Raw genomic sequence first — 13,234 nt, forward strand, 5'->3', positions numbered from 1 at the left:
CATGGCAGGCGAACCCGCTGTCTCGGACCGGACGCTCGAGATCATCGCGCGCCCGGGTGCGATGCTGGAAGGCTTCGGCGGCCAGCTGTCGTTCTACTTCCGTGCGCTGGCCTGGACCCCGCGCACGCTCCGGCGCTACCGCCGTGAGGTCTTCCGCCTGCTGACCGAAGTCAGCTTCGGTACCGGCGCGCTCGCGGTGATCGGCGGGACGCTCGGCGTGATGATCGGGATGACGCTGTTCACCGGTCTCATCGTCGGCATGCAAGGTTACTCGGCGCTGAACCAGCTCGGGACCGCCGCGCTGACCGGGTTCATCTCGGCCTACTTCAACACCCGCGAGGTCGCGCCGCTTTCCGCGGGGCTCGCACTCTCCGCCACCGTCGGCTGCGGGTTCACCGCGCAGTTGGGCGCGATGAAGATCTCCGAGGAGATCGACGCGCTCGAAGTGATGGGCGTACCGAGCCTGCCGTACCTGGTGACGACGCGGGTGATCGCCGGAGTCACCGCGGTCATCCCGCTCTACGCCGTCGGCCTGCTCTCGTCCTATCTGGCCTCGCGGCAGATCACCATCTGGCTCTACGGCCAGTCCGCGGGCACCTACGACCACTACTTCACACTGTTCCTGCCGCCCGAAGACGTGCTGTGGTCGTTCCTCAAGGTGATCGTCTTCAGCGTGCTCATCATCCTTTCCCATTGCTACTACGGCTATACCGCCAGTGGTGGGCCCGCCGGGGTCGGTATCGCGGTCGGCCGCGCGGTGCGGACGTCGATCGTGCTGATCTCGGTGCTCGACTTCTTCCTGAGCCTCGCGATCTGGGGCGCCACGACGACGGTGAGGATTTCCGGGTGAACAGGGGGATACTGCTGCGACGGCTCCGGCACCAGGTGCTGGGCCTGATCTTCCTCGTGGTGGTCGTGCTGTTCTTCGTCACGACCATCGCCTTCTACCAGAAGGCCTTCACCACGGTGACCCTGGTGAAACTGGAGACCGACCGCATCGGCAACCAGATGCGCGAAGGCGCGGACGTCAAGGTGCGCGGGATGGTCGTCGGCGAGGTCCGCACGATCCAGGCACACGGCGATCGCGCCACGATGGAACTGGCGCTGCAACCGGACAAGACGTCGGTCATCCCGGCCAACGTGTCCGCGAGGCTGCTGCCGAAGACGCTGTTCGGTGAACGGTATGTCGCCCTGCAGATCCCCGAGAGGCCGGACCGGCACATCGCTGAGGGCGACGTCATCCCGCAGGACCGCAGCAGCAGCGCGATCGAGCTGGAGACCGTGCTCGGCGACGTGATGCCGCTGCTGCAGGCCGTTCAGCCGGAGAAGATGGCGAGCACGCTCAACGCCGTCGCGTCCGCTTTGGACGGTCAGGGCAAACAGCTCGGCACGACACTGGCGGGACTTTCGGACTATCTCGGGAAAGTGAACCCGTCGCTGCCCGACCTCAAGGCCGACATCAGCGGACTGGCCAACGCCGCCGCGATCTACGACAGGGCCGCGCCGGATCTGCTGGCCGCGCTGTCGGATCTGACCACCACCAGCAAGACCCTGGTCGAGAGCCAGCGCGCGCTCGCCGACGTCTATTCGACGGTGACCGCGGCTTCGCTCGACCTGACGAGCTTCCTGAAGGTCAATCAGGACAACCTGATCCGCCTCACCACCAACCTGCAGCCCACGCTGGACGTCCTCGCGAAGTACGCGCCGGAGTACCCCTGCCTGCTCAAGCAACTGGCCGAATCGGTACCGCGCGCGGAACTCGCGTTCGGCAAGGGCACCGCGCATCCCGAGGTCAGCCGGGTGACCATCGAGTTCACGCCGAGCCGCGGCAAGTACCTGCCCGGGGTCGACGAACCGAAGTACGACGACAAACGCGGCCCGCGGTGCTATCCGCAGGTGCCGCCGCCAGGACGCTGGCCGCAGTACCCACCGGACGGCGCGATCGACGACGGTTCGTCCAAACCGGCGCCACCGCGCGACCCGGACGGCAGGCTGCCCTCAGGCGGGAGCGCGGGTGGTTCGGTGGTGAACACGCCGGACGAGCAACGGCTGATCGACCTGCTCGTGTCACCGGCGATGGGCACGACGCCGGACCAGGTGCCGAACTGGGGCAGCCTGCTGGTCGGGCCGCTGTACCGGGGCGCGGAGGTGGAGCTGCGATGAGGTCCTTCGTCCCGGATCTGGTCAAGATCCTGATCTTCGCGGTGGTGACCGTGCTGCTCACCGCGATCCTCGGCGCCACCATCGCGAACACCAACTTCGGCGAGACATCAGGCTACGTCGCCAAGTTCACCGACGCCTCCGGGCTCAAGGAAGGCGACGACGTCCGCATCGTCGGCGTGAAGGTCGGGCAGGTCGGCAGGATCGAAATCGAAGCGGGTGAACGGAATCTCGCCCAGGTCCACTTCGACGTCCAGGCCGCGCACCGGCTGCCGTCGTCGGTGACCGCGACCATCAAGTACCGCAACCTGGTCGGACAGCGGTATCTCTCGCTCGGCACGGACATCGGGGGCAAGGAGTCGTTGCCGCGCGGCGGGATCATCCCGCCCGAGCGCACCAAACCGGCGCTGAACCTGACCGTGCTCTTCAACGGGTTCAAACCGCTCTTCCGCGCGTTGAACCCCGAGGACGTCAACAAGCTCTCCTACGAGATCATCCAGGTGTTCCAGGGCGAGGGCGGCACGATCACCAGCCTGCTCGCGCACACCGCGTCGGTCACGTCGGCGATCGCGGGCAAGGACAAGGTCATCGGTGACGTCATCGCGAACCTCAACACCGTGCTCGGCACGGTCGAAAGGCGCTCGCCGCAACTGGCCGAACTGATCGACCAGACCCAGCGGCTGGTCACCGGGCTCGCCGAGCAGCGGCAGCCGATCGGGGAGGCGGTCAAGGCGCTGGGCGATCTCACCGTCGCCACCACTGGTCTGCTCGCCGACGCGCGGCCCGCGCTCAAGGACGACGTCGCGCAGCTCGGCGCGCTGTCGCAGAACCTCGGCGATTCGGAACAGCTGATCGATCATCTCCTGCAGGTGCTGCCGGGCAACCTGCAGAAGTTCACCAGGACGCTGAGCTACGGCAGCTGGTTCAACTACTACCTGTGCGGGATCTCCGGCAGCATCGGCATCAAATCGCTCAACATCGAACTGCCGATCACGCCGCTGCCCGGCACGCAGCGACCGGAGAGGTGCGGGCCGTGAAGCCGCTCAAGGAACGCAACCAGGCCATGGTCGGCGGAGCCGCCTTGGTCCTGATCGTCTTGATCACGATGACGACGTACTTCTCCGACCGGATCCCGTTGTTCGGCAGCGGGACGACGTACTCGGCGTACTTCGGCGAATCGGCCGGATTGGCGCCGGACAACGAGGTCCAGGTCGCCGGGGTCAAGGTCGGCCAGGTCACCTCGGTCGAGCTGGCCGGCAAGAAGGTGCTGGTGAAGTTCCGGGTGAAGGACGTCCGCGTCGGCGACGCCACCGCCGCGTCGATCGAGATCAAGACGCTGCTGGGGGAGAAGTTCCTGGCGCTGACGCCGAAAGGCGCCGGCGACCAGGATCCGAACGCGACCATCGGGCTCGATCGCACGCGGACACCGTTCGAACTGCAGGACGCGTTCCAGCAGCTGTCCGGCACGGTCGGCGAGATCGACACCGCGCAGCTGGCGACCAGTTTCACCGTGCTCTCCGACGCGCTCAAGGACAGCCCGCAGTACCTCAAGGACGCGCTGGGCGGCCTGTCTTCGTTGTCCAAGACGGTTTCCTCGCGCGATGGTGACTTGAAGACGTTGCTGGCCAATACGAGCAAGGTGTCCAAGACGCTGTCCGACCGCAACGCGCAGCTGAAGCGGATCCTCGACGACGGCAATCTCCTGCTCGCCGAACTGCAGAACCGGAAGGACGCGATCAGCACGTTGCTCAAGGGCACGCAACAGGTTTCGGCGCAGCTGTCCGGGCTCGTCGCCGACAACCGGCAGCAGCTGAAGCCGACGTTGGAGAAACTCGGCAAGGTCACCGACATCCTGCAACGCAACCAGGACAATCTCAGCCGCAGTCTCGCGCTGATGGCCCCGTTCGCCCGTGTCGGCGCCAACGCGACCGGCAACGGGCGCTGGTTCGAGGGCTACCTGTGCGGGCTGCTGCCGCCGACGATCATCGCGGGCGCGTTCCAGGTCAATCCGGAGGGCTGCACCCCGCCGATCGCGGCACCGAACCAGGGGGTGGGTGGCCGATGACCATCCACACGCGCACCGGGCGCACGCTGTACACGTGGGTCGCCTTCGCCTGCGTCCTCGTGCTGATCCTGACCGCCGGCCTCTGGCTGGTGTTCAGGGACACGGGCGGGACGAAGATCAGCGCGTACTTCGGGAAGACCGTGGGGCTTTACGCGGGCTCTTCGGTACGGGTCCTCGGGGTGAAGGTCGGCGAGATCACCGGGGTCACGCCGCAGGGCGAGGCGGTCCGGGTCGACATGCGGATCGACGGCGGCACCCCGATCCCGGCGGACGCGGGTGCTGTCGTCGTCGCGCCGAGCCTGGTGAGCGACCGGTACGTCCAGCTGACCCCGGCGTACGAGAGCGGCCCCGAAATGGCCGCGGGCACGGTGATCACCAAGGAGAAGACGGCGACCCCGGCCGAACTCGACGACCTCTACACGAGTCTCGACAAACTCTCGACGAGCCTGGGACCCAACGGCGCCAACAAGAACGGCGCGCTGTCCGAGGTGCTCGACACCGCCGCGGCGAACCTCGGCGGCAACGGGAAGAACCTCAACACCACGGTGACCCGGCTGTCCGAACTGGCCAAGACCCTCGACGGTGCCAAGGGCGACCTGTTCGGCACGGTGCAGAACCTGAACTCGTTCACCAGCGCGCTGGCCGAAAGCGACCAGCAGCTCAACGAGTTCTACCGCCGCGCCGCCGACGTCAGCGGTTTCCTGGCCGCGGATTCCGCAGACGTGGGTGCCGCGCTGAACTCACTGGCGACGGCGATGGGCGACGTCGAGAAGTTCGTCGCGGAGAACAAGGACCTCCTCTCGTCCAATGTGGACAAACTGGCCGGGCTGACCAAGGTGCTCGTGGACCAGCGGGCCTCCCTCGCCGAGGTGATCGACATCGCGCCGACCGGGGCGACCAACTTCATCAACTCCTACGACGCGGCGTCCGGCACGATCGCCGTGCGGGACAACCTGAACGAGCTGACGCATCCGCCGATCCTCACCGTCTGCCGCCTGATCAGCGCGGGTACGCCCAAACCGATCCCGGACACGCTGGGGAACATCTGCAAGCAGCTCGCGCCGGTCCTCGACGGCACGTTGAAGCTCCCGTCGGTCCCGCAGGTGCTGGCGTCGCTGCAGAGCGGCGAACTGCCGCCGCTGCCGCTGCCGCTGGTCGACGTTCTCACCAAGGGGGTCCCGAAATGAGGCGCCAACGGCAGAAGATCGCGGGGGTGATGGCGGGTGTCCTGGTGCTGGCCGGCTGCAGTGACGGCGGCTTTTCGGGGCTGTACAACACCCCGCTGCCGGGAGGCGCGGATCTCGGCGATCACCCGTACCGGCTGTCCGCGCAGTTCTCCGACGTCCTCGACCTCGTTCCCCAGGCGAGTGTGAAGGTCAACGACGTCCCGGTCGGCCGGGTCGAGAACATCGAGCTCGCCCCGGATACGCGGTCGGCGTGGGTGAACATGGTCGTCAACGGCGACATCGCGCTGCCCGCGAACGCGCGCGCCGAACTGCGCCAGTCGAGCCTGCTGGGGGAGAAGTTCGTCGACCTGCACGCCCCCGAGAAACCCGAAGGATCCCTCGCCGAGGGCGCGAAGATCCCGCTGGACCGCACCAACCGCAACCCCGAGGTCGAGGAGGTCCTCGGCGCGCTTTCCCTGCTGCTCAACGGCGGTGGCGTCGAGCAGATCCAGAAGATCAGCCACGAACTCAACGACGCCCTCACCGGCAACGAAGCCGAGGTCCGCTCGCTGCTGTCCCAAGTGGACAAACTGGCCACCGAACTCGACGGGCACAAGGGCGAGATCCTGCGGGCCATCGACGGCCTCGACAAACTGTCCAAAACCCTGGTCGGGCAGACACAGAACCTGACCAACGCGCTCGACAACCTCTCGCCGGGGCTCAAGATCGTGACCGAGCAACGGGATCAGCTCGTCGGCATGCTGCAGTCGCTGAACACGCTGTCCGGGGTCGCGACCGACACGATCAAGGCCAGCCGTGACCAGCTGGTGGCGAACCTCCGCGCGCTGCGGCCGACGCTCCACAAGCTGACCGAGGCGGGCCAGGACCTGCCGACCGCGCTGCGGATCCTGCTCACCTACCCGTTCCCCGACTACGCGGGCAACGTGATCAAGGGCGACTACGCCAACGTGGACGCGAAGATCGACCTGAACCTGGACACCTTCCTGGAGAACATGAACAACTCGTCGCAGCCGATCATCCAGCTGCCGGGGAACAAGGGCACCGGCGCACCCGGCGCGATCCCGTTCAACAACGGCACCGCGCCACCGGTGCTGCCGTTGCCCGCCGGCGATCTCCCGCAGGCGCCCCAGATGCCTCAAGGGGATGTCTTGGGTGGCGTGCTCGGCGGGCTACTCGGGCCGCTGTTGGGAGGTGGGCGGTGATTCTGCGCAAGACCAAGATCCAGCTGGCGGCGTTCTTCGTCATCGCGGTGGTTTCGGTCGTCTACGCGGGCGGCAAGTACGCCGGGCTGGACAGGCTCTTCGGCACTCGCGGGTACCTCGTCACCGCGCAACTCGTGGACTCCGGCGGGATCTTCGTCAACGCCGAGGTCTCCTATCGTGGTGTCGCGGTCGGCAAGGTCGCGTCGATGACGCTCACCGAGCACGGCATCGACCTCGGTCTCGACATCGATTCGGGCGCGCCGAAGATCCCGGCGGACACGAAGGCCGCGGTCGCGAACCGGTCGGCGGTGGGGGAGCAGTACGTCGATCTGCTGCCCATGCACGAAAACGGGCCGTATCTCGCCGAGGGTTCGGTCATCAAGCGGGACAAGACCTCGATCCCGCTCGCCCCGGACACCGTACTGTCCAATCTGGACAAACTGGTGTCGAGTGTGAAGCCGGAATCACTGAAGACCGTCGTCGACGAGACCTACGAGGCGTTCGCCGACGCCGGACCGGATCTGCGGCAACTGCTCGACAGCACCGGTTCGCTCACCGCGACGGCGGCGCAGTACCTGCCCGACACCCAGGGCCTGCTCGCCAGTTCGCGGACGGTGCTGGACACCCAGCAGCGGCAGGCGGACAACATCACCAAGTTCTCCAGCGGGCTCAAGACGATCGCCGCGCAGCTGAAGACGTCCGACCCCGATCTGCGGCGGGTGATCGACGAAGCGCCGAAGCTGAGCCGTCAGATCAGCGATGTGCTCGCGGTGTCGGGGACCGACCTCGGGGTGCTGTTCGCGAACACGCTCACCACCGCCCAGATCACCTCCGCCCGGACAGACGCGATCGAGGAACTCCTCGTGGCGTACCCGATCATTTCGGCCTTCTCGCGTTCGACGTCGCCGGACGGTACCGGTCATCTCGGGGTGGTGTTCAACTTCTTCGACCCGGTCTCGTGCACCAAGGGCTACGAGGGCACGAAACAGCGTCCCGCCAACGATCTCACCGAGGCGCCGGTGAACACCCAGGCCTACTGCGCGGAGCCGCCGGGAAGTCCCACGGGCGTCCGAGGCTCGCAGAACGCCCCGTACGCCGGGAAACCGCCCGCGGTACCCGAACGCCCGAAGCAGACCCCGCAGGCGGCGGAATCCGCGCAGCTGCCCGGGGTGCTGAGCCTGCTCACCGGCTCCGGGCCCGGCGGGCTGGGCGCGTTGCTGGGCGGTAAGTAGTGCTCACCCGCGCCCTCACCGTCATCGCCGCGCTGGCGGTCCTCGCGGCCGCGTGGTTCGGCTGGTCGTGGTGGAGCGCCGCGCGGGACGACGGTCTCGCGCGCGGCAGGGAGCGCGAGGCCGTCCTCACCGCCGCCTCCGGCCAGCTCGAGGTCCTCAACACGATCGACTACCGCACCGGCGCCCAGGACGTCGACCGCTGGCTCGGTGTCACCACCGGACGGCTCGGCAAGGACCTCGCCGGCGACCGGCAGCTCCAGATCGACCGGGCGAACACCGGCAAGACGGTGGCGACGGCCAAGCTGAAACAGGCCGCGGTGACCGAACTCGACGCCGCCGCCGGGACGGCGCGGCTGATGGCCGTGCTGGACGTGAAGGTCAGCATCGGCGGTGGCTCCGCCGTACCGAAGGTGAGCAGGCTGACCGTGGACTACCAGCGGGTCGAGGACGGCTGGAAGGTCGGCGCGGTGCAGGCGGCGGGCTCGTGACCGGGCGGACACCCCGGCTCCTGATCGCGCTCATCGTGCTGGCCACCGGCTGCGCGGTGTGGTTCGGGCTCCAGGCGTCGTCGCTGGGCTCGGACGGCAACGCGGCGCTCGTGGACCAGGCCGCCACCGCCGAGGTCGCCGATCAGGTCGGTGCCGGTGTGAAGGCCGTGTTCTCCTACGACTACAGCAATCTCGCACGGACCGAACGGGCCGCGGCCGACGTGCTGACCGGCGAGGCGACCGGCCAGTACCGAGACCAGTTCGCGTCGGCGCGCAAACGGGCCGAGGAGCAGAAGCTGGTGCGCACGACGACGGTCCGTTCGCTCGGTGTCCGGTCGTTGCACGGCGACCGCGCGGAAGTGCTGTTGTTCCTCGACCAGCAGACGCTCATCGCGGGTGGTGGCGCCCCGCAGTCGTCGGTATCGCAGCTTTCGGTCACCGCTCGGCGAATCGACGGCCGCTGGAAGATCTCGCAACTCACCGCCTTGTGATCACGAGATCCGTTTCATGTTCGCCGAGCTGATGGCACCGCCGGAAACGGTGTAGGAACCGGAGAAAGTACGCAGCGAGCCATCGGTCTGCCGGGCCGAAAGATCGACGTACACCGTGTTCCCCCGCACGCTCGTCACGGTGAGAGCGACCCAGGAAGTCGTCGCGTATCCCTTGGCGTAGGAGGCGAGAGTGCCGCCTTTGGCCAGCCTTTGTCCACCGAGGTTCCACGCGGTGGAGAAATCACCCCGGTTGATCGCCTCGTAGTAGGCGATCACCGTCTGCGCCGCCGAAACCGAGGGCACCGGCGCGGGTGCGGGTGCGGGTGCGGGATAGATCGTCTGCGTGGTCGGAGGTGCGGCGTAAACCGTTTGCGGCGGGGCCGCGACCACCGGCGCCTGCAACACGATCGTGTTCGGGGGAGCACCCACCGCGACGACCGGCGTCGCCGTACCCTGATTCGGGACCGCGCAAGCGGACAACGCGCCCGCCGCCATCAGCGTCGTCGCCCAGTTCTTCGCTCTCATCGTCATACCCCTCGTTTCTCGCCTTTTCGTTCGTATTACCGAGAATGCGAGAAAAGCGCCCGGGCCACTAGAGGATTAGGCCTCGTTACGAATACCGGGAAACGCACCGGAACCGTTATGGGATCTTGTGCGCGGAAGGCGTAGGCCACCCTCGTCTCACGCCGGATCCCCGCCGGGTTTAGCGTTAGGCATGACCACTGCACCTGTCGATGTCGAGAGCGCCCGCCGCGACTACGCGGCCCTCGTCGACCGTGGCCTCTCCCTGGACATCACCCGCGGCAAGCCGTCCCCCCGCCAGCTGGACCTCGCCGACGGGCTGCTCGCGCTGCCCGGCGACGTGCGCAAGGCCGAGGACGGCACGGACGTCCGCAACTACGGTGGCCTGAAGGGCCTGCCCGAGCTCCGCCGCATCTTCGCCGGGCCGCTGCAGGTCCCGGCCGAGCAGCTGCTGGCCGCGGGCAACTCCAGCCTGGAGCTCATGCACGACGTCATCGTGCAGGCCTTCCTGAGCAAGCTCCCGGGCGCCGAGCGCCGCTGGGCCGACGAGGCGAGCGTCAAGTTCCTGTGCCCGGTCCCCGGTTACGACCGCCACTTCGCGCTGGCCGAGCGCTTCGGCATCGAGCTGATCCAGGTGCCGCTCACCGAGACCGGCCCGGACATGGACGCCGTCGAGCGGCTCGTCGCCGAGGACGCCGCAGTCAAGGGCATCTGGTGCGTGCCGAAGTACAGCAACCCGACCGGTGTCACTTACAGTGACGACACTGTGCGCCGGCTGGCCACGATGACCACGGCCGCGCCGGACTTCCGGATCTTCTGGGACAACGCCTACGCCGTGCACCACCTCACCGAGGTCGAGGCGCCGCTGGCCGACCTGTTCGCGCTGTGCGCCGAGGCGGGCAACGCCGACCGCGCGTTCGTCTTCGGTTCCACCTCGAAGGTGACCTACGCCGGTGGCGGCGTCGGCTTCCTCGGTGCTTCCGAGGCCAACCTCGCCTGGTGGATCGCCCTCATCGGCAAGCGGACCATCGGCCCCGACAAGGTCAACCAGCTCCGGCACGCGCTGTTCCTGCGTGACGAGGACGGCGTCCGCGAGCACATGCGCAAGCACGCCGAGCTGATCGGGCCGAAGTTCGCGGCCGTCGACGAGATCCTCACCAAGGAGCTGGGCGAGAGCGGCCTCGCGTCCTGGACGAAGCCGACCGGCGGGTACTTCATCTCGCTGACCGTGCCCGCCGGGACCGCCAAGGAGGTCGTGCGGCTGGCCAAGGAGGCGGGTATCGCGCTGACCCCGGCCGGTGCGACGCACCCGTACGGCGACGACCCCGAGGACGCCGTCATCCGCATCGCGCCGACGTACCCTGAGCTGGCCGAAGTCGAAGAGGCGATCCGCGGCCTCGCCGTCTGCGTTCGCCTTGCCGCGGCGACGAAGAAATAAATTCGAGATCTTTTCCAATCCGGGTCACGGGTGGTTCCGAACGTCCGAGTGGGTGGGTGTGCACCGCAAAGACGAGAGGAACCACTCGTGTTCGGAAAGCCGTTCGTTCGTACCCTGATTTCGCGCAGTGCCGAGAACCGCACGGATCGACGCCGGTTCTTGAAGGCCGCCGGCGCGGCGGGGCTCGGTGTCGTCGGCGCGACCTACCTCGGCGTACAGGCCACCTCGACCGCTTCGGCGACGGGTGAAGCGGCCGCCGAGGCCGCCGCGGAGGGTGCGCCCAGTGACGCGGCCGTGCTCAACTTCGCGCTCAACCTGGAGTACCTCGAAGCCGAGTTCTACTCCTTCGCCGTCTACGGGCACGGGCTGCCGGACGACATCACCGGCGGCGTCGGCACCCAAGGTGGCGTGGTCGGCGGCAAGAAGGTGATGTTCCACGACAAGGCCCTGCACCAGTTCGCGAAGGAGATCGCGGGCGACGAGATCGCCCACGTCAAGTTCCTGCGCGGCGCGCTGGGCGAGGCCGCGGTCTCCCGGCCGGAGATCGACCTCAAGGACAGTTTCACCGCCGCGGCGCGGGCGGCCGGGCTGATCAGCGAATACCAGCAGTTCGACCCGTTCGCCGGCGAGAAGAACTTCCTGCTCGCGGCGTTCCTGTTCGAGGACGTCGGCGTGACGGCCTACAAGGGCGCCGCGCCGCTCATCACCAACAAGACCTTCCTGGACGCGGCCGCCGGGATCCTCGCCGCCGAGGCCTACCACGCCGCCACCATCAGGACGTCGCTGTTCGACCGGGACCTCGGTGACGCGGCGGCCAAGATCTCCAACGCGCGTGACGCCCTCGACGGCCCCGGTGACGCCGACCAGGGCATCGTGCTCGGCAACCAGGCCAACATGGTGCCGACCGACAACAACGGCATCTGCTTCGGGCGCAGTGCCGACCGGGTGCTGAACGTCGTGTACCTGAACCCGGGACCGGTGAAAGAGGGCGGCTTCTTCCCCAAGGGGGTCAACGGCGACATCGTCGCCAGCGGCGGCGCGTGATCCCGTTGTCGTGTCGCCGTTTCCCGGTACCGTCGGGTGACGGCGACACGATGAGGGGGTTTCGCGGTGAAGGCTGTGATCATCGGCGGCGGTGTCTCGGGCACAGTGACCGCGATGGCGTTGCAGCGGGCCGGAATCGACGCGAGCGTGCACGAGGCGTACCCGTCCGGCGGTGAGGACGCGGGCGCGTTCCTGACGATCATGCACAACGGCATGGACGCCTTGCGCGCGATCGGCGCCGAGGGGCCGGTGATCGAGAACTCCTTCGCCGCCGTCGGGCTGGAACTGGTCACGCCGGACGGGCGCACCGTCGATCGCCGGTCGTTCGACGTCGACGGCCTCGCCGGGCCGCGGACCCTGACCCGCGCGGCGCTGTACCGGGCGTTGCAGGAGGAGGCGATCTCACGCGGGATCGCCTTCGTGCCGGGCAAACGGCTGGTTTCCGCCTCACCGGGGGTGACCGCGCGCTTCGAGGACGGGAGCGTGGCCGAGGGCGACATCCTGATCGGCGCCGACGGCCTGCGGTCGGTGGTCCGGAACGTCATCGACCCGGCGTGCCCGCCGCCGCGTTCGACCGGGCTGGACGTCGTCTACGGCTACACGACGGACACGAGCGTCCCCCAGGCGCCGTCCGTCTATCGGATGATCCAGAGCCTGCACGCCTTCTTCGGCTACACCAGCGCTCCCGACGGCTCGACGTACTGGTTCGCGCGGCTTCCCGCGGCCGAAGGAGTCCGAACCGGACTGTCGGCGGCCGAATGGCGCTCGACGGCTTTCGCGGCCTTCGACGGGGAACCGTTGCCTGCCGCGGAAATCATCCGGTCGACGGGGGACGACGTGTTCGGTGGCCACTCCTACGACGTCCCGTCGACACCGGTGTGGTCCACCGCGTCGATGGTGCTCGTCGGCGACGCGGCGCACGCGGCTTCACCGGCCGCGGGGCAGGGCGCGTCGATGGCACTGGAGGACAGTGTCGTGCTGGCGCAGTGCCTGCGGGATCTTCCCGACGCGCCAACGGCTTTCGCGGCTTACGAGCGACTGCGGCGGGCGCGGGTGGAGAAGCTGGTGGCGAGCAGCGCCGCGCTGTCGTCGGGGACGAATTCCGACGAGGGACGGAATTGGCTGTACCAGCACCACATCGAGTGGAACGAGACGATCCGGTCGTGAGCGACAGGCAAAGGTGGCGGGTGAGGCGTGGGTCGGGGTGGTCGTGAGTGGCGATTTCGGTTCTGGCCAAGGGTGTTTTAGGTACCTACGGCGGGTAAACCGGGTAGCAGCGGTCCGTGAAGGACTCCTTGAGGGACCCAGAGTCCCTCAAGGAGTCCTTCACGGACTCGGTAAACGCCACGGTCGCCCCAGGCGCACCACCAGTCACAACGGCGACGCGTGAAGGACCCCTTCCCTC

Annotated in this window: 13 protein-coding genes; 12 read left to right on the top strand and 1 reads right to left on the bottom strand. The window is 67.9% G+C overall.

The window, feature by feature from the left end:
- Position 1 precedes the first annotated feature (1 nt).
- From ACZ7KI_RS14270 to ACZ7KI_RS14310, 9 genes are read left to right on the top strand one after another with little or no spacing between them, the layout of a single operon-like run.
- Positions 2 to 850, top strand: a complete 849-nt coding sequence (locus ACZ7KI_RS14270) for an MlaE family ABC transporter permease (protein WP_470273563.1) — start codon at positions 2 to 4, stop codon at positions 848 to 850.
- Entirely contained in the window at positions 847 to 2,163 is a 1,317-nt protein-coding gene (locus ACZ7KI_RS14275) for an MCE family protein (protein WP_470273564.1), read from the top strand. The genes ACZ7KI_RS14270 and ACZ7KI_RS14275 overlap by 4 nt, the downstream gene beginning before the upstream one ends.
- Positions 2,160 to 3,197 (top strand): MCE family protein, encoded by a 1,038-nt coding sequence (locus ACZ7KI_RS14280; protein WP_470273565.1) that lies wholly within the window; start codon positions 2,160 to 2,162, stop codon positions 3,195 to 3,197. Before ACZ7KI_RS14275 ends, ACZ7KI_RS14280 begins: the two co-directional genes overlap by 4 nt.
- Complete coding sequence (locus ACZ7KI_RS14285; RefSeq protein WP_470273566.1) at positions 3,194 to 4,225, top strand: MCE family protein; 1,032 nt, start codon at positions 3,194 to 3,196, stop codon at positions 4,223 to 4,225. Before ACZ7KI_RS14280 ends, ACZ7KI_RS14285 begins: the two co-directional genes overlap by 4 nt.
- A complete protein-coding gene (locus tag ACZ7KI_RS14290) occupies positions 4,222 to 5,412 on the top strand; it encodes an MCE family protein (RefSeq protein ID WP_470273567.1) in 1,191 nt (396 codons plus the stop codon). The genes ACZ7KI_RS14285 and ACZ7KI_RS14290 overlap by 4 nt, the downstream gene beginning before the upstream one ends.
- Complete coding sequence (locus ACZ7KI_RS14295) at positions 5,409 to 6,614, top strand: MCE family protein (RefSeq protein ID WP_470273568.1); 1,206 nt, start codon at positions 5,409 to 5,411, stop codon at positions 6,612 to 6,614. The genes ACZ7KI_RS14290 and ACZ7KI_RS14295 overlap by 4 nt, the downstream gene beginning before the upstream one ends.
- The gene (locus ACZ7KI_RS14300) at positions 6,611 to 7,846 is read left to right on the top strand and encodes an MCE family protein (RefSeq protein ID WP_470273569.1); all 1,236 of its coding nucleotides are present in this window, start codon (positions 6,611 to 6,613) and stop codon (positions 7,844 to 7,846) included. Before ACZ7KI_RS14295 ends, ACZ7KI_RS14300 begins: the two co-directional genes overlap by 4 nt.
- Entirely contained in the window at positions 7,846 to 8,334 is a 489-nt protein-coding gene (locus ACZ7KI_RS14305) for a hypothetical protein (protein ID WP_470273570.1), read from the top strand. The genes ACZ7KI_RS14300 and ACZ7KI_RS14305 overlap by 1 nt, the downstream gene beginning before the upstream one ends.
- Positions 8,331 to 8,825, top strand: coding sequence for a hypothetical protein (locus tag ACZ7KI_RS14310; protein WP_470273571.1), 495 nt, complete (start codon positions 8,331 to 8,333; stop codon positions 8,823 to 8,825). Before ACZ7KI_RS14305 ends, ACZ7KI_RS14310 begins: the two co-directional genes overlap by 4 nt.
- Here the strand turns inward: ACZ7KI_RS14310 and ACZ7KI_RS14315 are convergent, their stop codons facing one another.
- Positions 8,826 to 9,356 (bottom strand): hypothetical protein, encoded by a 531-nt coding sequence (locus tag ACZ7KI_RS14315; RefSeq protein WP_470273572.1) that lies wholly within the window; start codon positions 9,354 to 9,356, stop codon positions 8,826 to 8,828.
- Between the two features lie 184 nt (positions 9,357 to 9,540).
- On the opposite strand from ACZ7KI_RS14315, the gene ACZ7KI_RS14320 reads away from it, so the two are divergent.
- The 3 genes from ACZ7KI_RS14320 to ACZ7KI_RS14330 all read left to right on the top strand — a co-directional run bounded on the left by ACZ7KI_RS14320 (position 9,541) and on the right by ACZ7KI_RS14330 (position 12,996).
- A complete protein-coding gene (locus tag ACZ7KI_RS14320) occupies positions 9,541 to 10,785 on the top strand; it encodes an aspartate aminotransferase type Ic (RefSeq protein ID WP_470273573.1) in 1,245 nt (414 codons plus the stop codon).
- An 87-nt stretch (positions 10,786 to 10,872) separates the two neighbouring features.
- Entirely contained in the window at positions 10,873 to 11,829 is a 957-nt protein-coding gene (locus tag ACZ7KI_RS14325; RefSeq protein WP_470273574.1) for a ferritin-like domain-containing protein, read from the top strand.
- Between the two features lie 66 nt (positions 11,830 to 11,895).
- Positions 11,896 to 12,996: an FAD-dependent oxidoreductase gene (locus ACZ7KI_RS14330; protein WP_470273575.1), complete on the top strand. Its 1,101-nt coding sequence runs from the start codon at positions 11,896 to 11,898 to the stop codon at positions 12,994 to 12,996.
- Positions 12,997 to 13,234: the final 238 nt, after the last annotated feature.

The organism is Amycolatopsis sp. NPDC039088 (assembly GCF_055598845.1).

Coding starts and splice junctions, on each gene's coding strand:
- ACZ7KI_RS14295 (WP_470273568.1), top strand. CDS start 5,409: ATGAGGCGCCAACGGCAGAAGATCGCGGGGGTGATGGCGGGTGTCCTG.
- ACZ7KI_RS14280 (WP_470273565.1), top strand. CDS start 2,160: ATGAGGTCCTTCGTCCCGGATCTGGTCAAGATCCTGATCTTCGCGGTG.
- ACZ7KI_RS14315 (WP_470273572.1), bottom strand. CDS start 9,356: ATGACGATGAGAGCGAAGAACTGGGCGACGACGCTGATGGCGGCGGGC.
- ACZ7KI_RS14290 (WP_470273567.1), top strand. CDS start 4,222: ATGACCATCCACACGCGCACCGGGCGCACGCTGTACACGTGGGTCGCC.
- ACZ7KI_RS14270 (WP_470273563.1), top strand. CDS start 2: ATGGCAGGCGAACCCGCTGTCTCGGACCGGACGCTCGAGATCATCGCG.
- ACZ7KI_RS14320 (WP_470273573.1), top strand. CDS start 9,541: ATGACCACTGCACCTGTCGATGTCGAGAGCGCCCGCCGCGACTACGCG.